Source organism: Streptomyces lavendulae subsp. lavendulae, from assembly GCF_002803845.1.
In the GTDB taxonomy this organism is placed as follows: domain Bacteria; phylum Actinomycetota; class Actinomycetes; order Streptomycetales; family Streptomycetaceae; genus Streptomyces; species Streptomyces lavendulae.
Genome location: NZ_CP024985.1, coordinates 6,345,039 through 6,370,968, shown reverse-complemented (window position 1 = coordinate 6,370,968; position 25,930 = coordinate 6,345,039). Strand labels below are relative to the sequence as shown.

The 25,930-nt window shown below is 69.1% G+C and carries 22 protein-coding genes, 3 rRNA genes and 1 pseudogene; 7 read left to right on the top strand and 19 right to left on the bottom strand.

The annotated features are described in order from the left end of the window. Nucleotides 1-5: 5 nt before the first annotated feature. Together SLAV_RS28465 and SLAV_RS28460 are read right to left on the bottom strand one after the other, a co-directional pair. Complete coding sequence (locus tag SLAV_RS28465) at nt 6-821, bottom strand: TlyA family RNA methyltransferase (protein ID WP_030240278.1); 816 nt, start codon at nt 819-821, stop codon at nt 6-8. A 7-nt stretch (nt 822-828) separates the two neighbouring features. After that, nucleotides 829-1,104, bottom strand: a complete 276-nt coding sequence (locus SLAV_RS28460; protein ID WP_030240290.1) for a hypothetical protein — start codon at nt 1,102-1,104, stop codon at nt 829-831. Nucleotides 1,105-1,169: 65 nt separating this feature from the next. On the opposite strand from SLAV_RS28460, the gene SLAV_RS28455 reads away from it, so the two are divergent. Further along, nucleotides 1,170-1,517 (top strand): SCP2 sterol-binding domain-containing protein, encoded by a 348-nt coding sequence (locus SLAV_RS28455; protein ID WP_030240292.1) that lies wholly within the window; start codon nt 1,170-1,172, stop codon nt 1,515-1,517. Between the two features lie 34 nt (nt 1,518-1,551). Here SLAV_RS28455 and SLAV_RS28450 read toward each other — a convergent pair whose 3' ends face one another. The 4 genes from SLAV_RS28450 to SLAV_RS28435 all read right to left on the bottom strand — a co-directional run bounded on the left by SLAV_RS28450 (nt 1,552) and on the right by SLAV_RS28435 (nt 5,670). Next, a complete protein-coding gene (locus SLAV_RS28450) occupies nt 1,552-2,355 on the bottom strand; it encodes an ABC transporter ATP-binding protein (protein ID WP_030240295.1) in 804 nt (267 codons plus the stop codon). 74 nt (nt 2,356-2,429) lie between these two features. After that, the gene (locus SLAV_RS28445; protein ID WP_030240296.1) at nt 2,430-3,521 is read right to left on the bottom strand and encodes a FecCD family ABC transporter permease; all 1,092 of its coding nucleotides are present in this window, start codon (nt 3,519-3,521) and stop codon (nt 2,430-2,432) included. After that, nucleotides 3,518-4,561 (bottom strand): FecCD family ABC transporter permease, encoded by a 1,044-nt coding sequence (locus SLAV_RS28440; protein WP_030240299.1) that lies wholly within the window; start codon nt 4,559-4,561, stop codon nt 3,518-3,520. The genes SLAV_RS28445 and SLAV_RS28440 overlap by 4 nt, the downstream gene beginning before the upstream one ends. Before the next feature lie 59 nt (nt 4,562-4,620). Beyond that, nucleotides 4,621-5,670: an HAD-IIA family hydrolase gene (locus tag SLAV_RS28435; RefSeq protein WP_030240301.1), complete on the bottom strand. Its 1,050-nt coding sequence runs from the start codon at nt 5,668-5,670 to the stop codon at nt 4,621-4,623. Nucleotides 5,671-5,807: 137 nt separating this feature from the next. On the opposite strand from SLAV_RS28435, the gene SLAV_RS28430 reads away from it, so the two are divergent. Further along, the gene (locus SLAV_RS28430) at nt 5,808-7,082 is read left to right on the top strand and encodes a DUF1015 family protein (RefSeq protein ID WP_030240304.1); all 1,275 of its coding nucleotides are present in this window, start codon (nt 5,808-5,810) and stop codon (nt 7,080-7,082) included. A gap of 69 nt (nt 7,083-7,151) precedes the next feature. Here the strand turns inward: SLAV_RS28430 and SLAV_RS28425 are convergent, their stop codons facing one another. The 6 genes and pseudogenes from SLAV_RS28425 to SLAV_RS28395 form a co-directional block, all read right to left on the bottom strand. Next, nucleotides 7,152-8,000, bottom strand: coding sequence for a tetratricopeptide repeat protein (locus SLAV_RS28425; RefSeq protein WP_030240306.1), 849 nt, complete (start codon nt 7,998-8,000; stop codon nt 7,152-7,154). Continuing rightward, nucleotides 7,993-9,458: pseudogene (locus tag SLAV_RS42625) on the bottom strand (hypothetical protein); the annotation flags it as partial. The gene SLAV_RS28425 and the pseudogene SLAV_RS42625, both read right to left, overlap by 8 nt. Before the next feature lie 183 nt (nt 9,459-9,641). Beyond that, nucleotides 9,642-9,758, bottom strand: a 5S ribosomal RNA gene (gene rrf, locus SLAV_RS28415). Nucleotides 9,759-9,864: 106 nt separating this feature from the next. Continuing rightward, nucleotides 9,865-12,987, bottom strand: a 23S ribosomal RNA gene (locus SLAV_RS28410). A gap of 283 nt (nt 12,988-13,270) precedes the next feature. After that, nucleotides 13,271-14,795 (bottom strand): 16S ribosomal RNA (locus tag SLAV_RS28405). Together the 16S, 23S and 5S rRNA genes form the textbook arrangement of a ribosomal RNA operon. A 622-nt stretch (nt 14,796-15,417) precedes the next feature. Then, complete coding sequence (locus tag SLAV_RS28395) at nt 15,418-16,059, bottom strand: DNA-3-methyladenine glycosylase (protein WP_030233565.1); 642 nt, start codon at nt 16,057-16,059, stop codon at nt 15,418-15,420. 117 nt (nt 16,060-16,176) lie between these two features. On the opposite strand from SLAV_RS28395, the gene SLAV_RS28390 reads away from it, so the two are divergent. From SLAV_RS28390 to SLAV_RS28380, 3 genes are all read left to right on the top strand, one after another. Beyond that, nucleotides 16,177-16,959 (top strand): sporulation protein, encoded by a 783-nt coding sequence (locus SLAV_RS28390; RefSeq protein WP_030233564.1) that lies wholly within the window; start codon nt 16,177-16,179, stop codon nt 16,957-16,959. A gap of 47 nt (nt 16,960-17,006) precedes the next feature. Further along, nucleotides 17,007-17,540 (top strand): YbhB/YbcL family Raf kinase inhibitor-like protein, encoded by a 534-nt coding sequence (locus tag SLAV_RS28385; protein WP_030233561.1) that lies wholly within the window; start codon nt 17,007-17,009, stop codon nt 17,538-17,540. A 149-nt stretch (nt 17,541-17,689) separates the two neighbouring features. Next, nucleotides 17,690-18,193 (top strand): HNH endonuclease, encoded by a 504-nt coding sequence (locus SLAV_RS28380; RefSeq protein WP_030233558.1) that lies wholly within the window; start codon nt 17,690-17,692, stop codon nt 18,191-18,193. 39 nt (nt 18,194-18,232) lie between these two features. Here the strand turns inward: SLAV_RS28380 and SLAV_RS28375 are convergent, their stop codons facing one another. The 4 genes from SLAV_RS28375 to SLAV_RS28360 all read right to left on the bottom strand — a co-directional run bounded on the left by SLAV_RS28375 (nt 18,233) and on the right by SLAV_RS28360 (nt 21,484). Continuing rightward, nucleotides 18,233-19,009, bottom strand: coding sequence for a sulfite exporter TauE/SafE family protein (locus SLAV_RS28375; RefSeq protein WP_030233556.1), 777 nt, complete (start codon nt 19,007-19,009; stop codon nt 18,233-18,235). A 90-nt stretch (nt 19,010-19,099) separates the two neighbouring features. Continuing rightward, nucleotides 19,100-20,074 carry an SPFH domain-containing protein gene (locus SLAV_RS28370; protein WP_030233554.1) on the bottom strand — a complete coding sequence of 325 codons (975 nt, stop codon included), beginning with the start codon at nt 20,072-20,074 and terminating at the stop codon, nt 19,100-19,102. 85 nt (nt 20,075-20,159) lie between these two features. Continuing rightward, nucleotides 20,160-20,588, bottom strand: coding sequence for an NfeD family protein (locus SLAV_RS28365; RefSeq protein WP_030233552.1), 429 nt, complete (start codon nt 20,586-20,588; stop codon nt 20,160-20,162). 95 nt (nt 20,589-20,683) lie between these two features. Next, on the bottom strand, nt 20,684-21,484 hold the full coding sequence (locus SLAV_RS28360) for an ABC transporter ATP-binding protein (protein ID WP_030233549.1): 801 nt from the start codon (nt 21,482-21,484) through the stop codon (nt 20,684-20,686). A gap of 135 nt (nt 21,485-21,619) precedes the next feature. Here SLAV_RS28360 and SLAV_RS28355 point away from each other — a divergent pair, with 135 nt between their 5' ends. Then, a complete protein-coding gene (locus tag SLAV_RS28355; RefSeq protein ID WP_030233546.1) occupies nt 21,620-22,393 on the top strand; it encodes an Rv1486c family protein in 774 nt (257 codons plus the stop codon). Nucleotides 22,394-22,512: 119 nt separating this feature from the next. Here the strand turns inward: SLAV_RS28355 and SLAV_RS28350 are convergent, their stop codons facing one another. From SLAV_RS28350 to SLAV_RS28340, 3 genes are all read right to left on the bottom strand, one after another. Continuing rightward, entirely contained in the window at nt 22,513-22,758 is a 246-nt protein-coding gene (locus tag SLAV_RS28350) for a chaplin (protein WP_030233543.1), read from the bottom strand. Nucleotides 22,759-22,898: 140 nt separating this feature from the next. Further along, complete coding sequence (locus SLAV_RS28345; RefSeq protein WP_030233539.1) at nt 22,899-23,558, bottom strand: response regulator; 660 nt, start codon at nt 23,556-23,558, stop codon at nt 22,899-22,901. After that, nucleotides 23,551-24,705, bottom strand: coding sequence for a GAF domain-containing sensor histidine kinase (locus SLAV_RS28340; RefSeq protein ID WP_030233538.1), 1,155 nt, complete (start codon nt 24,703-24,705; stop codon nt 23,551-23,553). The genes SLAV_RS28345 and SLAV_RS28340 overlap by 8 nt, the downstream gene beginning before the upstream one ends. A gap of 493 nt (nt 24,706-25,198) precedes the next feature. On the opposite strand from SLAV_RS28340, the gene SLAV_RS28335 reads away from it, so the two are divergent. After that, nucleotides 25,199-25,852: a transglycosylase SLT domain-containing protein gene (locus SLAV_RS28335; RefSeq protein WP_030233535.1), complete on the top strand. Its 654-nt coding sequence runs from the start codon at nt 25,199-25,201 to the stop codon at nt 25,850-25,852. The last annotated feature ends 78 nt before the right edge of the window (nt 25,853-25,930 follow it).

Sequence of the window (25,930 nt, the reverse complement as noted above, 5' to 3'; positions counted from 1 at the left end):
GTCTGTCACTGCGGCCCCTCCGCCACTGCACGATCGACATCCCCCGGGTCGAGCGCGGGTGCCCCCGCCCGGAGCCACAGAAAGTACTCGACGTTCCCCGACGGCCCCGGCAGCGGGCTCGCCGTCACCCCGAGCACGCCCAGCCCCAGCTTCCAGGCCTGCGCCGCGACCTCCCGCACGGCCTCCGCCCGCAGCTCGGGGCTGCGCACCACGCCCCCGCTGCCCAGGCGCTCCTTGCCGACCTCGAACTGCGGCTTGACCATCAGCACCAGGTCCGCACCGGGCGCCGTGCAGCGCACCAGCGCCGGAAGCACCAGCCCGATGGAGATGAACGACAGGTCGCCGACGACCAGGTCGACGGGGACCCCGTCGATCAGCTCGACCGTCAGTTCGCGGACGTTCGTACGGTCCTTGACGGTGACCCGCTCGTCGCTCTGCAGCGACCAGGCGAGCTGCCCGTAGCCGACGTCCACGGCGACGACGTGGGCCACGCCCGCGCGCAGCAGCACGTCGGTGAAGCCGCCGGTCGAGGCCCCCGCGTCCAGCGCCCGCCGGCCCTCGACCTCCAGCCCCTGGGGGCGGAACGCGGCGAGGGCGCCGGCCAGCTTGTGGCCGCCCCGGGAGACGTAGTCGGGGTCGCTGTCGTCCTTGAGGACGACGAGGGCCGCGCTGGTCTCGACCTGCGTGGCCGGTTTGGTCGCGGTGGCGCCGCCGACGGTGACCCGCCCCGCGGCGATCAGCTGGGCCGCGTGCTCACGCGAGCGGGCCATGCTGCGGCGTACCAGTTCGGCGTCCAGGCGGCGGCGTGCCACTCCTGCCACGTTCGGTTCAGCTCCTGTTTTCGTAAGGTCCGGGGACGGGCGGTGCGTCCAGCGCGGTCAGCGCCTCGCGCAGTCCCCCGTGGACATCCTCGTACACCGCGGCGTGCTCGTCCGCAGGCAGGTGGTCGGCGTCGGCCAGCCGCTCCAGGTGCGCGTCGACGCCGGCGTGGCCGGTGGGGGTGCGTACGAGGCCCAGCGGAGCGGGGCCCGCAGGCTCCCGGGCGGGCTCCGCCACGGGCTCCTCGGGGACGTCCGGAACGCTCCCGGACACGTCGTCGGTCATGCCCCGACGCTACCCCGAAGCGCGGGTCCGGCCGCGCAGGGCTCTGCGGTACGGTCGTGATCACCATGGCTACGATCCAGGAGTGCCGCGACGCACTCGACCGACTCTCCGACAACCTGGCGCGGGCCGATGACGGCGTGCGCGGCGCGGCCGCCTTCGACCGGTCCCTGAGCTGTCACGTCACCGACCTCGACCAGACCTTTTCCGGACGTCTCGACGGCGGCCGGATCCGGGTGGACGCGGTCGCCCCGGGCCCGCCGCGCGCCAAGGCCGAGATCCGGCTCGCGATGGCCGGCGACGACCTGCTTGCGCTGGTCGCGGGCGAGCTGAAGTTCGCCAAGGCCTGGGCCTCGGGCCGGGTCCGCCTGGAGGCCGGCTTCCGGGACCTGCTGCGGCTCAAGAGCATGCTCTGAGCCGCCGGCCGGGCCGGCCGGCCCGGCCGCGGCCTCAGGCGGCCGTCCTGGCGCGGGCCTGCCGGGCGGCGGGGACCACCAGCGGGGTCCCGGTCTCCGGGTCGTCGATGATCTGGCAGCGCACCCCGAAGACCTCCTCCACCAGTTCCGCGGTGACCACCTCGGCGGGCGGGCCCTCGGCGACGACGACACCGCCGCGCAGGGCGATCAGGTGGGTGGCGTAGCGGGCCGCGTGGTTGAGGTCGTGCAGCACCGCCACCAGGGTCCGGCCCTGGTTCTCGTGGAGCTCCGCGCACAGGTCGAGCACGTCGAGCTGGTGCTGGATGTCCAGGTAGGTCGTCGGCTCGTCCAGGAGCAGCAGCGGGGTCTGCTGGGCCAGCGCCATCGCGATCCACACCCGCTGGCGCTGCCCGCCCGACAGTTCGTCCACGGCCCGGTCGGCCAGTTCGGCGACCCCGGTCGAGGCCATCGACTCGGCGACGATCCGCTCGTCCTGCTCCGACCACTGGCGCAGCAGCCCCTGGTGCGGGTAGCGGCCGCGCGAGACCAGGTCGGCGACGGTGATCCCGTCGGGCGCGATCGAGGACTGCGGGAGCAGCCCCAGCGTCCTGGCCACCTTCTTCGCCGGCAGCGAGGAGATGGCCTGACCGTCCAGCAGCACCCGCCCGGCGGACGGCTTCAGCATCCGCGACAGGGCGCGCAGCAGCGTGGACTTGCCGCAGGCGTTGGGGCCGACGATCACGGTGAAGGAGTTGTCGGGGATCTCCACCGACAGGTTCTCGGCGATGACCCGCTGGTCGTAGCCGAGGGTGACGTTCTCCGCGGTCAGCCGCTGCACGTGGGTACTCCTCGTAGGGCCCGGCGCCTTGCCGGGCTCGTTGCCGGGCGCGGGGGGCCTGGCGCCCCGCGCGCTCATATGCGTCCCGCCCTGCGCTCGGTGACGAGCAGCCAGAGCAGGTAGACGCCGCCGACCAGACCGGTCACCACGCCCACCGGCAGCTGGTCGGCGCCGAAGGCCCGCTGCGAGGCCAGGTCGGAGGCCAGCAGCAGGACGGCGCCCATCAGCGCGCCGGTGAGCAGGTTCGGGCCGGGCGAGCGGGTCAGCCGCCGGGCCAGCTGGGGCGCGGCGAGGGCGACGAAGCTGATCGGCCCGGCCGCGGCGGCCGCCGCGGTGGTCAGCAGGACCGCGGCGAGCATCAGCAGCATCCGGGTCCGCTCCACCGGCACGCCGAGCGCGTACGCGGAGTCGTCGCCCATCTCGATCATCCGCAGGGCCCGGTTCTGCCCGAGGACCAGCGGGAACAGCAGCGCACAGGTGGCCAGCAGCGGCCAGACCTGGGACCAGTCGCGGCCGGCCAGCGAACCGGTCAGCCAGACCATCGCCCGGGTGGCCTCGACGAGCTGCGCCTTGGCGATCAGGTACTGGATGACGGCGACGAGGACCGCGGAGGAGCCGATGCCGACGAGCACCAGCCGGTAGCCGTGGACCCCCTGCTTGTACGCGAGCAGGTAGACGGCGGCGCCCGCGAGCACCCCGCCCGCCACCGCGCCCGCCGCGACCTCGGTCGCACCGCCCTTGAACAGGACGATGACGACGAGCGCGCCGACGGCCGAGCCGTACCCGAAGCCGAGCAGGTCGGGGGAGCCGAGCGGATTGCGCGAGACGGACTGGAAGACCGCCCCGGCCATCCCGAGGGCCGCGCCGACCAGCACCGCGACCAGCACCCGCGGCAGCCGCAGGTCGTTGACGATGAAGTCGTCGGCGGGGCTGCCGTTGCCCAGCAGGGTCCGTACGACGTCCGCCGGGGCGATCTCGAAGTCGCCGGTGCCGATGAGCACGACCGCCAGGGCCAGCCCCACGGCGGCGAGCACCGCCCCGGTCACCAGGGCGCGGCCCTCGACGCGCAGCGAGACGCCGCCGGGTCCGCGCAGGGCGCGCAGCCGGGCGCCCTCGACCGGCGTCCGCGCGGTCGTGTCCGCCGGGGCGAGGGGGGTCGCGGTCACAGCTGGGCCATCCTCTTGCGCCGAACCAGGTAGATGAAGACGGGGCCGCCGATGAGCGCGGTGACGATGCCGACCTGGAGTTCGCCGGGCCGGGTGACGACCCGTCCGACCACGTCGGCGCCCAGCAGCAGCACGGGCGACAGGACCGCCGAGTACGCGAGCACCCAGCGCATGTCGGGTCCGGTGACCAGGCGCACCAGGTGCGGGATCATCAGCCCGACGAAGACGATCGGCCCGCACGCGGCGGTCGCGGCCCCGCACAGCAGGGTGATGGCGACCATGGCCGCGACGCGGGTCCGGGTCAGGTGCGCACCGAGTGCCCGCGCGGTGTCGTCGCCCAGGGCCATCGCGTTGAGCGGCCGGCCGAGAGCGAGCGCGAGGGCGGCCCCGGCGAGCAGGAAGGGCGCCACCTGCGTGACGGTGTCCGTGGTGGCGGAGGCGAGCGAACCCACCGTCCAGAAGCGCAGCTTGTCCAGGGCCTTGCTGTCCATCAGCTGGACCGCGTTGATGTAGCCGACGAGCGCCGCGCTGGCCGCCGTACCCGCGAGCGCGAGCCGCACCGGCGTCGCGCTGCGGCTGCCGCCGAGCACGTAGACGAGGACCGAGACGAGGGCGGCTCCGAGGAAGGCCCACCACACGAACTCGTCGAGGGAGTCCGCCCCGAGGAAGCTGATCGCCGAGACGACGGCCGCCGCGGCGCCCGCGTTGACGCCGAGGATGCCGGGCTCGGCCAGCGGATTGCGGGTCAGCGCCTGCATCACCGCCCCGGACAGGCCGAGGGCCAGTCCGACCATCACGCCCAGGAGGGTGCGCGGGATCCTCAGGTCCCGTACGACCACGTCCTCGGTGGTCCCCGTGAAGTGGAACAGGCCGTGCCAGACCTGTTCCAGGGGCATCGCCCTGGCGCCGACGGCGATGCTCGCCACCACCACCAGGGCCAGCACGACGAGGGCGGCCAGCAGACCGGCCGCTCGGGCGCCGTGGCGCGCACGGGCGGCGGCCGGCGCCGAGCTCTGTTCGGGGGGACTCTCAACCAACACGGAAGTTAGGTTAGCCTACCCTGCGGCCGAGATGATTCCCTCGATCGGCCGAACACCCCCTACGCCCCCTGGAACCCCTGGAGCCCCAGCAGGGCCAGGGCCTTCCCGGCGTCCAGCACGCAGGAGCCCTCCCCCGCCCGCGTCCACGCCGCCGCGCACAGCGCCCGCAGCCCGTCCAGGGGCTCCCCCTCGCCCCGCAGGTCCAGCACCTCGTCCAGCGCGACCGCCGTCCACCCGCCGCAGCGGAAGCCCTCCCCGTCCGGCTCCACCTCCGGCTGCCCGGTCAGCAGCCCGCGCAGGTCCCGGTCCACGTACGTCGGCCGGTGCCTGGGCTCCGCCCGCAGCAGCTGCGCCGCGTCCGTCACCCCGGTCAGCACCAGCAGCGAGTCCACCTCCCCGTTGAAGGCGCCCTCGATGTCGGTGTCCAGCCGGTCCCCGACCACCAGCGGACGCTCCGCCCCGGTCCGCAGCACCGTCTCCCGGTGCATCGGGGGCAGCGGCTTCCCCGCCACCTGCGGCTCCGCCCCCGTCGCGATCCGTACGACCTCCACGGCGGCCCCGTTGCCCGGCGCGATCCCCCGCGCCCCCGGGATCGTCAGGTCGGTGTTCGACGCGAACCACGGCACCCCGCGGTTGACGGCGTACGCGGCCTCCGCGAACCGCCCCCACGCCAGGTCCGGCCCCCCGTACCCCTGTACGACGGCCGCCAGCCCCTCCTCGTCGGCCGAGTCCACCGGCACCAGCCCCCGCTCGCGCAGCGCGACCCGCAGCCCCTCCCCGCCGATCACCAGCACCTTCGACCCCGGCTCCACCTGCTCCGCGATCAGCCGGGCCACCGCCTGCGCGGAGGTGATCACCTCGGCCGGATCCGTGGGGATGCCGAGCTCGCCCAGGTGAGCGGCGACGGCTTCCGGGGTGCGCAGCGCGTTGTTGGTGACGTACGCGAGGTGCATCCCCGCGGCCCGGGCCGCGGCGAGGGACTCCGCCGCGTGCGCGATGGCCAGACCGCCCGCGTACACCACCCCGTCGAGGTCCAGCAGAGCCGTGTCGTAGGCCTGGTGGAGACCGCGCCGACTGCCAGCGGGGGTGGTCCTGCTCTGCCGGGTCATCTGGCCGCTCCTCATTCGCTGATTCCGCGCCCCGCTGATTTCCAGGGCTTCTTTGGATCGATCTTGTCCGATTTTGCACCGATCGAGGTCGGTCACCCGATCATCCCGCATCGCGAGACGGGTCTTACCATGCACCAATGACCACACCTGGCAACGCGGAGCACGGGCTGCGCCTGATCCCCTTCCACGGACTGCGCTACGTCCCGCAGCGCGTCGGCAGCCTCGCCGCCGTGACCTCCCCGCCGTACGACGTGGTCGTGCGCCCCGACGGAGTCGACTACCTCGAATCCGCCGATCCGCACAACATCGTGCGGCTGATCCTGCCGCAGGCCGAAACCCCCGCCGCGCGCAACGAGCAGGCCGCCCGCACCCTCCGGGACTGGCTCGCCGAGGGCATCCTCAGCGCCGACCCGCAGCCCGCCCTCTACGTCTACGAACAGCGCAGGGCCGGGGTCCTCCAGCGCGGCATCATCGGCGCCCTCGCCCTGTCCGAAGCCGGGGACGGCATCGTCCTGCCGCACGAGGACGTCATGCCGGACGTGGTCACCGACCGGGCGGGCCTGATGCGCGCCACGTCGGCCAACCTCGAACCCCTCCTCCTGACGTACCTGGGCGACGGCCCCGGCACGGGAGCGGCCGCGGTCGTCGAGGCCACCGCCGCCCGCCGGCCCCCGCTGCTGTCGACCGTCACGGAGGACGGCTTCTGCCACAGCCTGTGGGCCATCACCGACCCCGCCGAGCTGGCCGCCGTCACCGACGACCTCGGCCACCGCCAGGCCCTGATCGCCGACGGCCACCACCGCTGGGCCACCTACCTGCGCCTCCAGCAGGAGCACGGCTCGCCCACCCCGTGGGACTTCGGCCTCGTCCTGCTCGTGGACACCGCCCGCTATCCGCTCCAGGTCCGCGCCATCCACCGGATGCTGCGCCGCCTGCCGCTGTCGCGCGCGCTGGCCGCCCTCGACGGCTCCTTCCGGGTCCGCCCGGTCGACGGCCCGCTCCCCCTGGCCCTGGAGGCCCTCGCCGACGCCTCGGAACGCGGCAACGCCTTCCTGCTCACCGGCGACGGCACCTTCCACCTGGTCACCGACCCGGATCCGGCCCTCATCGAGCGCACCGTCCGCCACGACCGGCCCGAGGCCTGGCGCCGGCTGGACGCGACGGTGCTGCACGCGACCCTGCTCGACGCCCTGTGGCAGGTCCCGGACGCCCCCGACCAGATCACGTACATCCACGACGCCCCCGCCACCGTGGCCATGGCCGAACGCCACGGCGGCACGGCCGTCCTGCTGCACCCCGTACGGGAGGCGGTGGTCCGGGACCTGGCCCGCCAGGGCGTCACGATGCCCCGGAAGTCGACCTCCTTCGGCCCGAAGCCGGCCACCGGCCTGGTCCTGCGCAGCGTGGACTGACCGGGGGCGCACCACTCCGGACATGCGAAAGGGCGGCACCCCCGAGGGGGTGCCGCCCTTTCGTCCGGCTTACGCCTTGTCGCGCTCGTCGTCCTCGACGACCACGATCTCGTCGGTCACGTCGACGTCGGCCTCGTCGAGGGGCTCGTACTCCTCGTCGTCCTCGTCGTAGTACTCGGCCTGGTCGGCGGCCCGCTCGGCGGCGGCCACCTCGGCCTCGTCCTCGTCCTCGTCGTCCGCGTCGTCGAGGTCGTCGGCGAGGTCCGCCGCCTCCTCCTCCTCGACGGCGGCGGCGTCGACGAACTCGACCCCGTCGATCTCGGCCAGGCGGTCCGAGGCGTCGGTCGCCCCGTCCTTGTCGGCCTCAAGGGTCTTCGCGAACCACTCGCGGGCCTCGTCCTCACGGCCTGCGGCCAGCAGGGCGTCGGCGTAGGCGTAGCGCAGGCGCGCGGTCCAGGGCTGGACGGAGTTGGAGGCCAGCTCCGGGCTCTGCAGGGTCACGATGGCGGCGTCGAGCTCGCCCATGTCCCGGCGGGCACCGGCGGCGACCAGACGCATCTCGACCTGGCCGGCCTTGTCCAGCTTCTGCACCTCGGGTTCGCCGGCCATGGCCAGGGCCCGCTCCGGACGGCCGAGGCCGCGCTCGCAGTCGGCCATGACGGGCCACAGCTCGACGGAGCCGGTCATCCGCTTGGAGGCACGGAACTCGGCGAGGGCCTCGCTGTACTTCTGCGTGGCGTACGCGGCGAAGCCGGCGGCCTCACGGACGGCGGCGACGCGGGAGGCCAGACGCAGGGCGATCCGGGCGTACGCGTACGCCTGCTCGGGGTCCTCGTCGATGAGCCGGGCCACCATGACCAGGTTGCGCGAGACCTCCTCGGCCAGGCCCTTGGGCAGGCTCAGGAGCTCCTGACGCACGTCGGCGTCGATCTCGTGCCCGGTGACGTCGTCGTCGATCGGGAGCCGCTTGACCGGGTCGCGGTCGGAGCGGAAGTCACGGTCGCCGCCACGGTCGTCGCGGCCACGGTAGCCACCACGGTCATCGCGGCCACCACGGAACCCACCACGGTCGCCACCGCGGTCGTCGCGGCGGGGGTACGAGGGGCGGTCGCCACCACGGTCGTCACGGCCACCGCGGAAACCACCGCGCTCGTCGTCACGACGCGGGTAGGACGGACGCCCACCACGCTCGTCATCACGGCGGGGGTACGAGGGACGGTCCCCACCACGGTCGTCACGACGCGGGTACGACGGACGGTCGCCACCACGGTCGTCACGACCGCCACGGAAACCACCGCGGTCGTCATCGCGACGCGGGTAGGACGGACGCCCACCACGCTCGTCATCACGGCGGGGGTACGAGGGACGGTCCCCACCACGGTCGTCACGACGCGGGTACGACGGGCGGTCGCCACCACGGTCATCACGGCCACCGCGGAAACCACCACGCTCGTCGTCACGGCGCGGGTAGGACGGACGGTCGCCACCACGGTCGTCACGACGCGGGTACGAGGGGCGGTCGCCACCACGGTCGTCACGACCGCCACGGAAACCACCGCGCTCGTCGTCACGACGCGGGTAGGACGGACGCCCACCACGGTCATCGTCACGGCGGGGGAACGAGGGACGGTCCCCACCACGGTCGTCACGACGCGGGTACGAGGGACGGTCGCCACCACGGTCATCACGACCGCCACGGAAACCACCACGGTCGTCATCGCGACGCGGGTAGGACGGACGGTCGCCACCACGGTCGTCACGACCACCGCGGAAACCACCACGGTCGTCGTCACGGCGCGGGTAGGACGGACGGTCGCCACCACGGTCGTCACGACGCGGGTACGAGGGGCGGTCGCCACCACGGTCGTCACGACCGCCACGGAAACCACCGCGCTCGTCGTCACGACGCGGGTAGGACGGACGCCCACCACGGTCATCGTCACGGCGGGGGAACGAGGGACGGTCGCCACCGCGGTCGTCACGACCACCGCGGAAACCACCGCTCACGGGACGGCCGCCACGGTCGTCGTCACGGCGCGGGTAGCTGGGACGGTCGTCGCGACGCGGGTACGACGGACGGTCGCCACCACGGTCGTCACGGCGGAAACCGCCGCCGCCGCCACCGGTGGGACGGCCGCCACGGTCGTCGTCACGGCGGGGGTACGAGGGACGGTCGCCACCGCGGTCGTCGCGGCCACGGAAGCCGCCGCCGCTGGGACGGTCGCCGGCGGGGCGCCCGCCACGGTCGTCACGGCGGAAACCGCCGCCACCACCGGTCGGACGGCCACCGCGGTCGTCGCGGCGGAAGCCACCGCGGTCACCGCCACGGTCGTCACGGCCCCCGCGGTAGCCGCCCCTGTCACCGCCGTCGTTGCGACGAGGCTCGCGCTCCGGACGATCGTCGGGAGAGTTGGACATGGGTGTGACTCCTGTCTTCGGGGTACCGCTAGTCATTCTCGCGCAACCAACCCATGGCCGCGCTTCGGCGTAAAGAGGTGAAAAAACAAAAGGACCCTTGGTCCAGCGTTGAACGCTGGACCAAGGGTCCTTTGAAAGATTGTTCGGCGGCGTCCTACTCTCCCACAGGGTCCCCCCTGCAGTACCATCGGCGCTGAAAGGCTTAGCTTCCGGGTTCGGAATGTAACCGGGCGTTTCCCTAACGCTATGACCACCGAAACCCTATCGGTTTCGAGCGAACAAGCACACTCTGTAGTTGTGTTCTAGCTCTAGAAACCAGCAACCGTTCGTTGCTTCAGAACTAACACAGTGGACGCGAGCAACTGAGGACAAGCCCTCGGCCTATTAGTACCAGTCAGCTCCACCCGTTACCGGGCTTCCACATCTGGCCTATCAACCCAGTCGTCTACTGGGAGCCTTACCCTCTCAAGGAGGTGGGAATACTCATCTTGAAGCAGGCTTCCCGCTTAGATGCTTTCAGCGGTTATCCCTCCCGAACGTAGCCAACCAGCCATGCCCTTGGCAGGACAACTGGCACACCAGAGGTTCGTCCGTCCCGGTCCTCTCGTACTAGGGACAGCCCTTCTCAATATTCCTACGCGCACAGCGGATAGGGACCGAACTGTCTCACGACGTTCTAAACCCAGCTCGCGTACCGCTTTAATGGGCGAACAGCCCAACCCTTGGGACCGACTCCAGCCCCAGGATGCGACGAGCCGACATCGAGGTGCCAAACCATCCCGTCGATATGGACTCTTGGGGAAGATCAGCCTGTTATCCCCGGGGTACCTTTTATCCGTTGAGCGACGGCGCTTCCACAAGCCACCGCCGGATCACTAGTCCCGACTTTCGTCCCTGCTCGACCCGTCGGTCTCACAGTCAAGCTCCCTTGTGCACTTACACTCAACACCTGATTGCCAACCAGGCTGAGGGAACCTTTGGGCGCCTCCGTTACCCTTTGGGAGGCAACCGCCCCAGTTAAACTACCCATCAGACACTGTCCCTGATCCGGATCACGGACCGAGGTTAGACATCCAGCACGACCAGAGTGGTATTTCAACGGCGACTCCACCATGACTGGCGTCACGGCTTCAAAGTCTCCCACCTATCCTACACAAGCCGAACCGAACACCAATATCAAACTGTAGTAAAGGTCCCGGGGTCTTTCCGTCCTGCTGCGCGAAACGAGCATCTTTACTCGTAGTGCAATTTCACCGGGCCTATGGTTGAGACAGTCGAGAAGTCGTTACGCCATTCGTGCAGGTCGGAACTTACCCGACAAGGAATTTCGCTACCTTAGGATGGTTATAGTTACCACCGCCGTTTACTGGCGCTTAAGTTCTCAGCTTCGCAACCCCGAAAGGTCACTAACCGGTCCCCTTAACGTTCCAGCACCGGGCAGGCGTCAGTCCGTATACATCGCCTTACGGCTTCGCACGGACCTGTGTTTTTAGTAAACAGTCGCTTCTCGCTGGTCTCTGCGGCCACCCCCAGCTCACGGAGCAAGTCCGATCACCAGTGATGGCCCCCCTTCTCCCGAAGTTACGGGGGCATTTTGCCGAGTTCCTTAACCATAGTTCACCCGAACGCCTCGGTATTCTCTACCTGACCACCTGAGTCGGTTTAGGGTACGGGCCGCCATGAAACTCGCTAGAGGCTTTTCTCGACAGCATAGGATCATCCACTTCACCACAATCGGCTCGGCATCAGGTCTCAGCCTTAATGAGGGACGGATTTGCCTACCCCTCGGCCTACACCCTTACCCCGGGACAACCACCGCCCGGGCTGGACTACCTTCCTGCGTCACCCCATCGCTTACCTACTACAAGTCTGGTTCGTCGGCTCCACCACTTTCCTTTCCCCGAAGGGTCCGGAACGGCTTCACGGACTTAGCATCGCCTGATTCGATATTGGGCGTTTCAAAGCGGGTACCGGAATATCAACCGGTTGTCCATCGACTACGCCTGTCGGCCTCGCCTTAGGTCCCGACTTACCCTGGGCAGATCAGCTTGACCCAGGAACCCTTAGTCAATCGGCGCACACGTTTCTCACGTGTGTATCGCTACTCATGCCTGCATTCTCACTCGTGAACCGTCCACAACTAGCTTCCGCTGCTGCTTCACCCGGCACACGACGCTCCCCTACCCATCACAGCGGGCGTTGGCCCTATTGCTGCAATGACACGACTTCGGCGGTACGCTTGAGCCCCGCTACATTGTCGGCGCGGAATCACTTGACCAGTGAGCTATTACGCACTCTTTCAAGGGTGGCTGCTTCTAAGCCAACCTCCTGGTTGTCTCTGCGACTCCACATCCTTTCCCACTTAGCGTACGCTTAGGGGCCTTAGTCGATGCTCTGGGCTGTTTCCCTCTCGACCATGGAGCTTATCCCCCACAGTCTCACTGCCGTGCTCTCACTTACCGGCATTCGGAGTTTGGCTAAGGTCAGTAACCCGGTAGGGCCCATCGCCTATCCAGTGCTCTACCTCCGGCAAGAAACACACGACGCTGCACCTAAATGCATTTCGGGGAGAACCAGCTATCACGGAGTTTGATTGGCCTTTCACCCCTAACCACAGGTCATCCCCCAGGTTTTCAACCCTGGTGGGTTCGGTCCTCCACGAAGTCTTACCTCCGCTTCAACCTGCCCATGGCTAGATCACTCCGCTTCGGGTCTAGAGCGTGCAACTCAATCGCCCTATTCGGACTCGCTTTCGCTACGGCTTCCCCACACGGGTTAACCTCGCTACACACCGCTAACTCGCAGGCTCATTCTTCAAAAGGCACGCAGTCACGACTGTATGTGCAAGCACATACAGCGACGCTCCCACGGCTTGTAGGCACACGGTTTCAGGTACTATTTCACTCCGCTCCCGCGGTACTTTTCACCATTCCCTCACGGTACTATCCGCTATCGGTCACCAGGGAATATTTAGGCTTAGCGGGTGGTCCCGCCAGATTCACACGGGATTTCTCGGGCCCCGTGCTACTTGGGAGATGAGCAAGCAAGCCGCTGATGTTTCGTCTACGGGGGTCTTACCCTCTACGCCGGACCTTTCGCATGTCCTTCGACTACATCAACGGTTTCTGACTCGCCGACCGGCCGGCAGACCGATCAAGCTCATTCCCACAACCCCGCATGCGCAACCCCTGCCGGGTATCACACGCATACGGTTTGGCCTCATCCGGTTTCGCTCGCCACTACTCCCGGAATCACGGTTGTTTTCTCTTCCTGAGGGTACTGAGATGTTTCACTTCCCCTCGTTCCCTCCACATGCCCTATGTGTTCAGGCATGGGTGACAGCCCATGACGACTGCCGGGTTTCCCCATTCGGACACCCCCGGATCAAAGCTCAGTTGGCAGCTCCCCGGGGCCTATCGCGGCCTCTCACGTCCTTCATCGGTTCCTGGTGCCAAGGCATCCACCGTGCGCCCTTAAAAACTTGGCCACAGATGCTCGCGTCCACTGTGTAGTTCTCAAGCAACGACCAGCCACCCATCACCCTCATCCCAAAGGACCAGGTTCACTGGGGCCGGCATCGCGAAGATAAGACCTTACGGCCGTACCCTCAGATACCCAACAACGTGCCAGGCACGATCCCCGTCAGTGACTCACTTTCCACGCCGAAGCAGTACTCGTGATTCCATCCGGAAACCGTGCCAAATAATCAACGTTCCACCCATGAGCAACCGTGCGATTCATTCGATCGCAGTCGGCTATATGCTCCTTAGAAAGGAGGTGATCCAGCCGCACCTTCCGGTACGGCTACCTTGTTACGACTTCGTCCCAATCGCCAGTCCCACCTTCGACAGCTCCCTCCCTTACGGGTTGGGCCACCGGCTTCGGGTGTTACCGACTTTCGTGACGTGACGGGCGGTGTGTACAAGGCCCGGGAACGTATTCACCGCAGCAATGCTGATCTGCGATTACTAGCGACTCCGACTTCATGGGGTCGAGTTGCAGACCCCAATCCGAACTGAGACCGGCTTTTTGAGATTCGCTCCACCTCACGGTATCGCAGCTCATTGTACCGGCCATTGTAGCACGTGTGCAGCCCAAGACATAAGGGGCATGATGACTTGACGTCGTCCCCACCTTCCTCCGAGTTGACCCCGGCGGTCTCCTGTGAGTCCCCATCACCCCGAAGGGCATGCTGGCAACACAGGACAAGGGTTGCGCTCGTTGCGGGACTTAACCCAACATCTCACGACACGAGCTGACGACAGCCATGCACCACCTGTATACCGACCACAAGGGGGGCACTATCTCTAATGCTTTCCGGTATATGTCAAGCCTTGGTAAGGTTCTTCGCGTTGCGTCGAATTAAGCCACATGCTCCGCCGCTTGTGCGGGCCCCCGTCAATTCCTTTGAGTTTTAGCCTTGCGGCCGTACTCCCCAGGCGGGGAACTTAATGCGTTAGCTGCGGCACCGACGACGTGGAATGTCGCCAACACCTAGTTCCCAACGTTTACGGCGTGGACTACCAGGGTATCTAATCCTGTTCGCTCCCCACGCTTTCGCTCCTCAGCGTCAGTAATGGCCCAGAGATCCGCCTTCGCCACCGGTGTTCCTCCTGATATCTGCGCATTTCACCGCTACACCAGGAATTCCGATCTCCCCTACCACACTCTAGCTAGCCCGTATCGAATGCAGACCCGAGGTTAAGCCTCGGGCTTTCACATCCGACGTGACAAGCCGCCTACGAGCTCTTTACGCCCAATAATTCCGGACAACGCTTGCGCCCTACGTATTACCGCGGCTGCTGGCACGTAGTTAGCCGGCGCTTCTTCTGCAGGTACCGTCACTTTCGCTTCTTCCCTGCTGAAAGAGGTTTACAACCCGAAGGCCGTCATCCCTCACGCGGCGTCGCTGCATCAGGCTTTCGCCCATTGTGCAATATTCCCCACTGCTGCCTCCCGTAGGAGTCTGGGCCGTGTCTCAGTCCCAGTGTGGCCGGTCGCCCTCTCAGGCCGGCTACCCGTCGTCGCCTTGGTGGGCCATTACCCCACCAACAAGCTGATAGGCCGCGGGCTCATCCTTCACCGCCGGAGCTTTCAACCCCCGCCCATGCGGGCAGGAGTGGTATCCGGTATTAGACCCCGTTTCCAGGGCTTGTCCCAGAGTGAAGGGCAGATTGCCCACGTGTTACTCACCCGTTCGCCACTAATCCACCCCGAAGGGCTTCATCGTTCGACTTGCATGTGTTAAGCACGCCGCCAGCGTTCGTCCTGAGCCAGGATCAAACTCTCCATGAATGTTTACCCGTAATCGGGTGCACACACACGTTGAGCGGGCACGTCATGTCGGAATATGACCGACGCGCCACAACGTCCTCGCTGTGTTTGGTTGCCTGCAAGCATCACCCGAAGGCGACCTCACAGGTCTTTTTCAAAGGAACCTCATCCACCGAAGTGGACGGGGTATCAACTTCTGGCGTTGATTTTTGGCACGCTGTTGAGTTCTCAAGGAACGGACGCTTCCTTTGTACTCACCCTGTCGGGCTTTCCTCCGGGCTTTCGTTCTGTGTTCTTGCGTTTCCGACTCTACCAGAGTCTTTCGCGCTTCGCTTTCCAGGTCCTTCGCTTTCGCGTTTTCCCTTTCCGGCGATTCCAACCTTACCAGATCATTTCCACGCCGTTTCCGGTTCTGGATTTGAATTCGGTGACCGTTGGAGGGTCTGTGCCTTTCGGCGCTCCGCTACGTTAGCGCTTTCCCCTTGCGACTCATAATCGAGCCGACGGGCAGGGAATTCGGGCATGCCGAATAGGACCCCGCCAGGGGTAAGTCGTAGGTAGTGGTTTGGCCGCTCTGGGGGTCTGCGAAGGCAGTACCCCGTTCAAGCGGCTCGGGCTACGTTAGGGGTCCGTCACGGCCGAGTCAAGTCGAGCGGCGGCGTGGCGCGTGGGGGCGGTAGGGGCTCACCGTCGGGTCGCCGGTGATCCAGTAGCGGTAGGGATGGGCGGCCCCCGCGCCGCCGACTCCGGTCCGGGGCCCGTTGCCGACCAGGTCGGACGGGGTTGCGGTACCCGTGAGGAGGGTCAGCGGGGAATCGGGGCCGGCGCAGAGGTCCGTGCCGTCCAGGGAACGGTCGATGTCGAGGGCCGTGGCCAGGCGAGCCGGGCCCTTGGCCAGTTCTCTGGGGTTTCTGGCGGAAAGCCGACGTTTGGCTGCGAGGTCCGCGCCCACCGTGATCTCCCCGGCGCGCAGCAGGACACCGCTCGCGTGTCCGGGCGGACCGCACACCAGGTTGAGGCTGAACCACATGCCGTAGATGAAGTAGACGTACGCGTGTCCGGGCGGGCCGAACATCGACGCGTTGCGGTCGGTGCGGCCTCGGTAGGCGTGGGAGCCCGGGTCGGCCGCGCCCTCGTAGGCCTCGACCTCCGTGATGCGCAGTTCCACGGGGCCGTCCGGCGTACGGCGGACGAGGACGCGGCCCAGCAGGTCGGGGGCCACGGTGAGGACCGGCCGGTCGAAGAAGGAGCGGGACAGGGGCGTACGGTCGGGGCGCGCGCTCATCCGGTCGAGCGTAGTGGAACGGGCGCCCGTGCAACCGGGGCCTAAGGTTCCGCGTTGGTAAGGGGTAGGCGCGACGTAGTCGCCAGATCCTTAGATCCGTATCAGGGGAGATAGAGCATGGGGTTCAGGAAGCTGTTCGCGAGCCTGGGTGCCGGTGGTGCTTCGGTGGACACGATCATCACCGAGCCGAACGTCGTGCCGGGTGGGATCGTCCAGGGCGAGGTCCGGATCCAGGGCGGGTCCGTGGAGCAGCAGATCGAGGGCCTGTCCGTCGGCCTCCAGGCGCGCGTGGAGGTGGAGGGCGGCGACCACGAGTACAAGCAGGACGTCGTCTTCACCAAGCAGCGCCTCGGCGGTGCCTTCCAGGTGCAGGCCGGCGCACTGCACGTGGTGCCGTTCGGGCTGGAGATCCCGGCGGAGACGCCGATCACCCACTTCGGGGGCCAGCACCTGCACGGGATGAACATCGGGGTCAGCACCGAGCTGGAGATCGCGCGCGCGGTGGACGCGGGTGACCTCGACCCGATCAACGTGCACCCGGTGCCGGCGCAGCAGGCGATCCTCGATGCCTTCCGGCAGCTGGGCTTCTCGTTCCGCAGTGCGGACATGGAGCGCGGGCACATCCGCGGCACCCGGCAGACGCTGCCGTTCTACCAGGAGATCGAGTTCCTGCCGCCGTCGCAGTACCGCGGTCTGAACCAGGTGGAGCTGACCTTCGTCTCGGACGGCCGTGAGATGGACGTCGTGCTGGAGATGGACAAGAAGCCGGGCCTGTTCAGCGAGGGCAGCGACACCTACCGCTGCTTCCAGGTGGGTCTGCAGTCGTACGAGGGAACGGACTGGGCCGCGTACCTGAACCAGTGGATCGCGTCGGTCGGTTCGCAGCGCAACTGGTTCTAGGCTCGGGCCCGTACGCCCGTATGCGTTTCCCCTCAGGAGGTACAGCAGTGGCCGAACAGAACAGGGCCCCCCTTCCGCACGCCTTCCACCCGGAGGTTCCTTCCTTCACGGTGACGAGCGACGACGTCGCACCGGGGGCCGATCTGCACGCGGCCCAGGTCCTGACGGGCAAGAACGTCTCGCCGCAGCTGCGGTGGGAGGGCTTCCCCGAGGGGACGAAGAGCTTCGCGGTGACCTGCTTCGACCCGGACGCCCCGACGGGCAGCGGGTTCTGGCACTGGGTGCTCTTCGACCTGCCGGTCTCGGTGACCGAGCTGCCGGCCGGTGCGGGGAGCGGGGACTTCGCCGGGCTGCCCGAGGGTGCCGTGCACGCGCGCAACGACTACGGCACGCGTGACTTCGGCGGCGCGGCTCCGCCGCGCGGGGAGCGGCACCGGTACGTGTTCACCGTGTACGCGGTGGACCGGGAGCAGCTCGGGCCGGACGAGGACTCCTCCCCGGCGGTCGTCGGTTTCCATCTGCGCTTCCACGCGCTCGGCCGGGCCCAGCTGATCGGTGAGTACGAGGCTCCGTTGCGCTGATCGTTCTCCGCGTGTTCGCCCGGTCCTGGTCTAAAGACGGCCAGGACCGGGCATTTTTATTGCGTTGTCCCGCGTGGCGCGCGCGGCCAGAGTGGTTGCGGGCCCTGCCGCCGGGGTGGTCGCGGGCCTGCACACGGGAGGTGGGCGAGATGCGGGACACGCTGGTACTCAACGCGAGCTTCGAGCCGTTGTCGACGGTGACGCTGAACCGGGCCGTGGTCCTGGTGCTCCAGGACAAGGCCGTGGTCGAACAGTCGCATCCCGAGCTGCGTGTGCGTGCGGCCACCATGGAGTTGCCGATGCCGCGGGTGATCAGGTTGTGCAGGTACGTGCGGGTGCCCTTCCGAAGACATGCTCCCTGGTCACGGAGGGGGGTGTTGGTCCGGGACCAACACCGGTGCGCGTACTGCGGGAAGCGCGCGACGACCGTGGACCACGTACTGCCGAGGGCGCAGGGCGGTGGGGACACGTGGCTGAACACGGTGGCCTCCTGCGCCGAGGACAACCACCGCAAGGCGGCGCGGACTCCGGAGGAGGCGGGGATGCCCTTGCTGCGCAAGCCCTTCGTCCCGTCTCCGGCCGACGCGATGCTGCTCGCCCTCGGTGTGGGCGGGCAGGACGGGCTGCCCGAGTGGCTCGGGCGTAGCGCCTGAGCAACTCGTCCGCTGGGCGGCGTACTCCTCGTACGCCGTTCAGCGGAGGAGGAGCTGGACGATCGCGAGGATCCCGACCGTCACGATGACTCCGCGCAGGACGGTCGGCGGGAGGCGCCGGCCGACCTTGGCGCCGATCTGGCCGCCGATGGTGGAGCCGATGGCGATCAGGACCACGGCCGTCCAGTCGAACTCGGCGACGAAGAGGAAGAAGACGGCCGCGATGCCGTTGACGAGGGCGGCGACGACGTTCTTGACGGCGTTGATGCGCTGCAGGTCGTCGTGGAGGAAGAGGCCCATCAGCCCGAGGTAGAGGACGCCCTGCGCGGCGCCGAAGTAGCCCCCGTAGGCGCTGGCGAGCAGCATGCCGGTCATGAGGGCAGGGCCGCCGTCCGGGTGCGCGGTGTCGCCGCCGGCGGCTTCCTGGCGGCGGCGCACGGCCGCGGCGAGGCGGGGCTGAAGGATGACGAGGACCAGGGCCAGGCCGATGAGGACGGGCACGATCGTGTCGAAGGAGTCCGACGGCAGGAGCAGGAGCAGGATCGCGCCCGCGAGGCCGCCGACGAGCGAGACCGCTCCGAAGCGCAGGACGCGGGCGCGCTGGCCCCGGAGCTCCTTGCGGTAGCCGAAGGCCCCGCTGAGGGAACCGGGCACCAGGCCGAGGGTGTTGGACACGTTCGCGGTGACCGGGGGCAGTCCGGTGGCGAGCAGCACGGGGAAGGTGATCAGGGTGCCGGAACCGACGATGGTGTTGATGGTGCCGGCGCCGATTCCGGCGGCCAGGACTGCGAGGGATTCCCAGATGGACATGGACATGGACGGAGCCATCCCCTTTGCGTGAGTGAGTCGCCTCCCCGCCATGAAGGTCGAGGGGCCTCACTGATCATGCATGAGGGGAGGGCGGCGTCAGTCGATGGGGGGCTGTTCCCGGCGCTCCTTGGCGCTGTCGGCCTCGGGAACGCTCTTGCCGGGGGCCTGGGGGTTGAAGCCGCCCGAACCGCCGCCCATGGGGCCGAAGTTGCCCATGGCGCCGGAGAGGCCCTTGAGGGCGTCCCCGATCTCGCTGGGCACGATCCAGAGCTTGTTGGCGTCGCCCTCGGCGATCTTCGGAAGCATCTGGAGGTACTGGTAGGCGAGGAGCTTCTGGTCGGCGTCGCCGGCGTGGATGGACTCGAAGACCGTACGGATGGCCTGGGCCTCGCCCTCGGCCTTGAGCGCGGCGGCCTTGGCCTCACCTTCGGCGCGGAGGATGGAGGACTGCTTCTCGCCCTCGGCGCGCAGGATCTCGGACTGGCGGACACCCTCGGCCTGGAGGATCGCGGCGCGCTTGTCGCGGTCGGCGCGCATCTGCTTCTCCATCGAGTCCTGGATGGAGGTCGGCGGCTCGATCGCCTTGAGCTCGACGCGGTTGACGCGGATGCCCCACTTGCCGGTGGCCTCGTCGAGGACTCCGCGCAGGGCGGCGTTGATCTCCTCGCGGGAGGTCAACGTCCGCTCCAGGTCCATGCCGCCGATGATGTTGCGCAGGGTGGTGACGGTGAGCTGCTCGATGGCCTGGATGTAGCTGGCCACCTCGTACGTCGCGGCGCGGGCGTCGGTCACCTGGTAGTAGATGACGGTGTCGATGTTGACGACCAGGTTGTCCTGGGTGATGACCGGCTGCGGCGGGAAGGGGACGACCTGCTCGCGGAGGTCGATCCGGTTGCGGATCGAGTCGATGAACGGGACGACGATGTTGAGGCCCGCGTTGAGGGTGCGGGTGTAGCGGCCGAACCGCTCGACGATGGCTGCGCTGGCCTGCGGGATCACCTGGATCGTCTTGACCAGGGCGATGAAGACCAGAACCACCAGGATGATCAGGACGATGATGATCGGTTGCATGCGGTTCCCCGTGCCCTTCCGGCTGTCTGTGCTGCCCCGTTCAGCGGAGTCTCGCAGACACCGGGGCCGCGGGTGGGCTGCTTGCTCACATGACGACCGCGGTCGCCCCGTCGATGTCGACGACGTCGACGGACTGACCCGGTTCGAAACTGCTGTCGACGTCGAGGGTGCGGGCGGACCAGACCTCGCCCGCGAGCTTGATCCGGCCGCCGCTGCCGTCGACGCGTTCGAGGACGACGGCGGATCTTCCCTTCAACGCCTCGATGCCGCTGCGGTGTTGGGGGCGCTGGTCGCGGTGGCGGTTGGCGATCGGCCGGACGACGGCGATCAGCGCGACCGACACGACGACGAAGACCAGGACCTGGGCCACCACTCCCCCGCCGAGGGCCGCCGCACCGGCGGCGGCGAGCGCGCCGACGGCGAACATGCCGAACTCCGGCAGTGCGGTCAGGACGAGCGGGATGCCCAGTCCGGCCGCGCCGATGAGCCACCACACCCACGCGTCGATGTTCACATCGTCATGGTAGGTCGGGTGGGTGCGGTCCGGACAGGGCGCGAGCACCGGCACGCGCCCCGGCCCGGCGGCGGACCGGGGCCGGGGCCGCGGCGCTAGCGCAGGGGCAGGCCCTGGGCGGTCCAGCGGTCGTGGTCGTTGCGCTCGACGACCAGCGGGAGGCCGAAGCAGAGGGAGAGGTTGCGCGAGGTCAGTTCCAGGTCGATGGGACCGGCGGTGACGACCTTGCCCTGGCGGATCATCAGGACGTGCGTGAAGCCGGGGGCGATCTCCTCGACGTGGTGCGTGACCATGACCATCGACGGGGCCATCGGGTCGCGGGCGAGGCGGCCGAGGCGGCGTACGAGGTCCTCGCGGCCGCCGAGGTCCAGGCCCGCGGCGGGCTCGTCGAGGAGGAGGAGCTCGGGGTCGGTCATCAGGGCGCGGGCGATCAGGGTGCGCTTGCGCTCGCCCTCGGAGAGCGTCCCGAACTTGCGGTCGAGGTAGTCGCTCATGCCGAGGCGGTCGAGGAAGGCGCGGGCGCGCTGCTCGTCGACGTCCTCGTACTCCTCCTGCCAGGTCGCGGTCATGCCGTAGGCGGCGGTGAGCACGGTCTGCAGGACGGTCTGCCGCTTCGGGAGCTTGTCGGCCAGCGCGATGCCGGCGACGCCGATGCGCGGGCGCAGCTCGAAGACGTCGGCGCCGGGCTTGCCGAGGGTGCTGCCGAGGATGGTGGCGGAGCCCTTGGTGGGGAAGAGGTAGCTGGAGGCGAGGTTCAGCAGCGTGGTCTTGCCGGCGCCGTTGGGGCCGAGGATGACCCAGCGCTCCCCCTCCTTCACCGACCAGGAGACCTGGTCCACCAGAGCCCGGCCCTCGCGGACCACGGATACGTCCACCAGCTCCAGAACATCGCTCATGAGCGTGTTGTCACCCCTTGCAGTCACGGTTCTCTGTGCGCGCCTGTAGGCGCGGCCCCAGGGGAAAACCTACGCCACTCGCGGAGGGCTACGGGCGCCAGGCCGGGTCCGGCGCCGGATCCGTAGAGTGGGGGGATGCTTTTCGAACCACGTTCAGGGCGGTTGGCCGCCTGGGGGAACGCTCTGCTGGCCGGTCTGGTCTCGCCCGACGAGGCCGCGCTGTCGATCGTGGGCGAGGACGCCGTGCACCGGGTGGCCGGGCTGCCGGGGGAAGCGGGGCCGGTCGGGCTCACGCTGGCGCTCGGGCGGCTGCGTGGGCTGGGGGTGAGCGGGCTGCGGGTGGCGCTGCCGGCGCCGGGGCATCCGCTGGGGCTGAGCGGGCCGCCGGAGTTCAACGCGCGGGCGCTGGAGGCCGAGGAGGCCGTGGTGTGCGCGGGTGCGGCGCTGGGTCTGGTGCCGGAGGTGACGGAGGCGGGTCCGGCCGGTGACGTGCACGTCTCGGTGCTGTGGCAGTGCCTGCCGGTGCGGGAGGCCCCGCCGGCGGACGTGCCCTCGCTGGGTGAGGCGGAGCGGGAGCTGGCGGAGGCGCTGCGCGAGGCGACGGTGGTGCTGACCCGGCTGGACGTGGCGGCTTCGGGTCCGGTGGCGGACGCGGCGCTGTCGGCGTACCGGGCGCGGGCGGAGGCGGGCCGTGAGGTGCTGGCGCCGGGGTACCCGCCGCGGGCGGTACGGGTGCTGGCGCTGGCGCAGCGGGTGGACCTGATGGTGTCGCTGGCGTACGAGAACGGGCACGGCGGCGCGGTGGCCGCCTCGGAGATGGCGGCGCGGGCCGAGGCCCTGCGGCCGGTGGAGCGGGTGGCCCGGCGGGCGCTGGTCGCGGCGTACAACGCGGCGGTCGAACGGCATTAGCCGCGGCGGCGGGCCGGGTGCGGCACGGCCCCGCTTCCCGGGGAGAAGGGGGGAAGCGGGGCCGTGCCTGCGGGGTGCGGCCGCCGGCACCCGGGGGGTGCGGGAGCCGGCCGGGTGCGTCAGGCGTTGACGCCGGTGTTGCCGAAGGCGGGGTTGAGCAGGCCGATCACGTTGACGGTGTTGCCGACCACGTTCACGGGGACGTGCACGGGGACCTGGAGCAGGTTCCCGGAGGCCACGCCGGGCGAGTTCAGGGCCTCGCCCTCCGCCGACGCACCGCCGTGCGCCGAGGAGACACCGGCGCCGGCGGCGACGAGGCCGCCCGCGATCATGGTGGCGGCTGCGGCCTTCTTGAAGTTCTTCACGTTCTCGTCCTCCAGTGCGTCTGCCGCGACCAGCCGTCGCGGCACGTGCTGGAGAACGGCGCCCCCGCCCGTGGGGATACGCCATGTGGGCTACATACACCCGACCGTATGAATCTCTCTTGAAGGGATTGTCGTTCCGGTCAGTCCGCGAGGCCGTGTCTGACCGCCCACAGCGCGGCCTGCGTCCGGTCGGAGAGGTCCAGTTTCATCAGGATGTTCGACACGTGCGTCTTGACCGTCTTCTCGGAGAGGACGAGCGCCCTGGCGATCTCGCGGTTGGAGCGGCCGTCCGCGATCAGGCCGAGGACCTCCCGCTCGCGGTCGGTCAGCGCGCCGGGGCGGCCCGCCCCGGCGGGCTGGTCGTCCTGGGCGGCGAGCAGGGCCTCGGCCACCTCCGGCTGGAGCAGGACGTGGCCCGCGTGGACGGAGCGGATGGCTCCGGCGAGCGCGTCGGGGTCGATGTCCTTGTAGACGTATCCGGCGGCGCCGGCCCGCAGGGCGGGCACCACGGTCCGCTGTTCCGTGAAGCTGGTGACGATCAGGACCCGTGCCGGGTTGGCGAGCCCGCGCAGTCTGCGCAGGGCCTCGATGCCGTCGGTGCCGGGCATCTTGACGTCCATCAGGATCACGTCGGGCCGCAGCTCCTCGGCGCGGGCGATGCCCTCCTCCCCGCCGGCGGCCTCGCCGACCACTTCGATGTCCTCCTGGACCTCCAGGAAGGTGCGCAGGCCGCGCCGGACCACCTGGTGGTCGTCGACCAGCAGGACGCGGATGCGGCGGGGGCCGGGAACCTCAGCCACCGGGTACCTCCATCTCGATCGTGGTGCCCCGACCGGGCTCCGAACGGACGTCGAGGCGGCCTCCGGCCCCGCTCGCGCGGTCCCGCATGGAGACCAGTCCGAGGTGGCGGCCCGCCCTGCGGACGGTGGGCGGGGAGAAGCCCCGGCCCCAGTCGCGCACGCGCAGCAGGGCGCCGCCGCCGGTGGTGCGGGCGAGGGTGACCTCGACGCGGTCGGCGCCGGAGTGGCGCAGGGCGTTGTGGAGGGCTTCCTGGGCGACGCGCAGGACGGCTTCCTCCTGAGACGCGGGCAGTGCCCGTACGCCGTCACAGGTGAAGGTGACGGCCGCGGTGTGGGCTCGGTCCAGGACGCGGACGTGGTTGCGCAGGGTGGCGACGAGGCCGTCCTCGTCCAGCGCGGCGGGCCGCAGCTCGGTGACGGCGGCGCGCAGCTCGTCGGCGGCCTCGGCGGCCAGTGCGGCGACCTCGTGGAGCTCCCCCTTGGCCCGGGCGGGGTCGCGGTCCACGAGGGCGGCGGCGGCCTGGGCGGTCAGGCGCAGGGAGAACAGCTTCTGGCTGACGGCGTCGTGCAGCTCGTGGGCGAGGCGCGAGCGCTCCTCGGCGATGGTCAGCTCGCGGCTGCGCTCGTAGAGGCGGGCGTTGGTGAGGGCTATGGCGGCGTGCTGGGCGAGGAGGGAGAGGAGTTCCTCGTCCTCGTCGGTGAAGCCGCCGGGGCCGCCGCCGGGGCCGCTCCCGCCGCGCTTGTTCGCGAGGAAGAGGGCGCCGAGGGTCTCCTCCCCGTCCCGGATGGGCAGGCCGAGGAAGTCGGACATGTCGGGGTGGGCGGCGGGCCAGCCCCCGAAGCGCGGGTCCTCCCGCACGTCGGCGAGCCGCTCGGGCTCCTCTTGGTGGAGCATCGCGGCGAGGATGCCGTGCTGGCGGGGCAGGGGGCCGATGCGGCGCCACTGTTCCTCGCTGATGCCGTCCACGACGAACTGGGCGAAGCCGCCGTGGTCGTCCGGGACGCCCAGGGCCGCGTACTCGGCGTCCAGCAGTTCGCGGGCGGAGGCGACGATCGTCCGCAGGACGTCGTGGACCTCCAGGCGGCGGCTCATGGCGAGCAGCGCGCTGCTGACGGCCGCCAGTCCCGAGCGGGGTCCGTTGTGCATGGGGTCACCGTACCGGCGGCCCTGACCTGCGGGATCGGGCTTCGGGCGTAGGACCGCGGCCGGACCCGGTCCTACGGGGGGCGGGGGCTGCGGTGCCGCTCCTCCACCCTGAGGAGGAGGCGGCGGGGGTCCGGCCCGTCCTGAAGGCGGACTCCGGTCACGCGGTGCGTTGCGGCTGCAACTCTGGGTGAGACCGTTACGTGGCCGATGTGAGCCCGGGCATAGGACGCACATCACTTACGAAGCCGCCTAGTGGACGGATAAAGGCGCTGTCAGTGCGGGTGCACCTTGCGCCGGGGGGCTCATCGGGGCTCCGGCCGCCGGGGCTGATCCACTAAGCGGGATCGTACGTCACACCTTTGCCAGGCGATTTTGCCGCCGCTAAGAATGTCGACGTCGCCCAGCGCCGCCGGATCCCGGATCCTCGCGGCGCTGTCCTGGCACCGCCCCCTGATTCCCCATGGGGTGCCCCCGTCGAAGAGGTTGCCCCGCCATGTCTGCTTCCAGCACTCCCGGTCACAGTCGTCTGACGAAGGCACACAAGCTCTCCCTCGCCGGTGTCGCCACGCTCGGTGCCGCCGCCCTCGCCTTCTCCCTCGTCCCGGCCGGTGCCGCCGACGGTGCCGCCCAGGCGCGGCCGGAGGCGGTCGTGTCCGTGGCCCCCGTGGCCTGGAGCCAGTCGGTGAAGCAGAACCTCAACGCGCAGCAGGTCGTCGCGGACCAGAAGGCCAAGGACGCCGCGAAGGCGAAGGCCGAGGCGCAGGCGAAGAAGGACCGCGACCAGAAGGCGGCGGCTAGCCGTTCCGCGGTCCGCACCCCGGTCTTCGCGAACAACCTGGACGGCTGGATCAAGGAAGCCCTCTTCATCATGAAGAAGGAGGGCATCCCGGGTACCTACTCCGGCATCCACCGCAACATCATGCGCGAGTCGAGCGGCAACCCCCGCGCGATCAACAACTGGGACATCAACGCCCAGAACGGCATCCCGTCGAAGGGCCTGCTCCAGGTCATCCAGCCGACCTTCGCCGCGTACCACGTCAAGGGCACCAAGTTCGACCTGTACGACCCGGTCGCGAACATCGTCGCCGCGTGCAACTACGCCGCCGACCGCTACGGCTCGATGGACAACGTGAACAGCGCCTACTAGGCGCCCCCGCACCCCCCATGCGCCTCAGGGCGGCCCCCGGAGTTCCGGGTGCCGCCCTGAGGCGTTCGCGTACGGGGG

Bases quoted from the DNA above. Each gene is read 5' to 3' on its own strand.
- SLAV_RS28460 (WP_030240290.1), bottom strand. From the start codon at position 1,104: ATGACCGACGACGTGTCCGGGAGCGTTCCGGACGTCCCCGAGGAGCCC.
- SLAV_RS28455 (WP_030240292.1), top strand. From the start codon at position 1,170: ATGGCTACGATCCAGGAGTGCCGCGACGCACTCGACCGACTCTCCGAC.
- SLAV_RS28435 (WP_030240301.1), bottom strand. From the start codon at position 5,670: ATGACCCGGCAGAGCAGGACCACCCCCGCTGGCAGTCGGCGCGGTCTC.
- SLAV_RS28430 (WP_030240304.1), top strand. From the start codon at position 5,808: ATGACCACACCTGGCAACGCGGAGCACGGGCTGCGCCTGATCCCCTTC.
- SLAV_RS28395 (WP_030233565.1), bottom strand. From the start codon at position 16,059: ATGAGCGCGCGCCCCGACCGTACGCCCCTGTCCCGCTCCTTCTTCGAC.
- SLAV_RS28390 (WP_030233564.1), top strand. From the start codon at position 16,177: ATGGGGTTCAGGAAGCTGTTCGCGAGCCTGGGTGCCGGTGGTGCTTCG.
- SLAV_RS28380 (WP_030233558.1), top strand. From the start codon at position 17,690: ATGCGGGACACGCTGGTACTCAACGCGAGCTTCGAGCCGTTGTCGACG.
- SLAV_RS28375 (WP_030233556.1), bottom strand. From the start codon at position 19,009: ATGTCCATGTCCATCTGGGAATCCCTCGCAGTCCTGGCCGCCGGAATC.
- SLAV_RS28370 (WP_030233554.1), bottom strand. From the start codon at position 20,074: ATGCAACCGATCATCATCGTCCTGATCATCCTGGTGGTTCTGGTCTTC.
- SLAV_RS28360 (WP_030233549.1), bottom strand. From the start codon at position 21,484: ATGAGCGATGTTCTGGAGCTGGTGGACGTATCCGTGGTCCGCGAGGGC.
- SLAV_RS28355 (WP_030233546.1), top strand. From the start codon at position 21,620: ATGCTTTTCGAACCACGTTCAGGGCGGTTGGCCGCCTGGGGGAACGCT.
- SLAV_RS28340 (WP_030233538.1), bottom strand. From the start codon at position 24,705: ATGCACAACGGACCCCGCTCGGGACTGGCGGCCGTCAGCAGCGCGCTG.
- SLAV_RS28335 (WP_030233535.1), top strand. From the start codon at position 25,199: ATGTCTGCTTCCAGCACTCCCGGTCACAGTCGTCTGACGAAGGCACAC.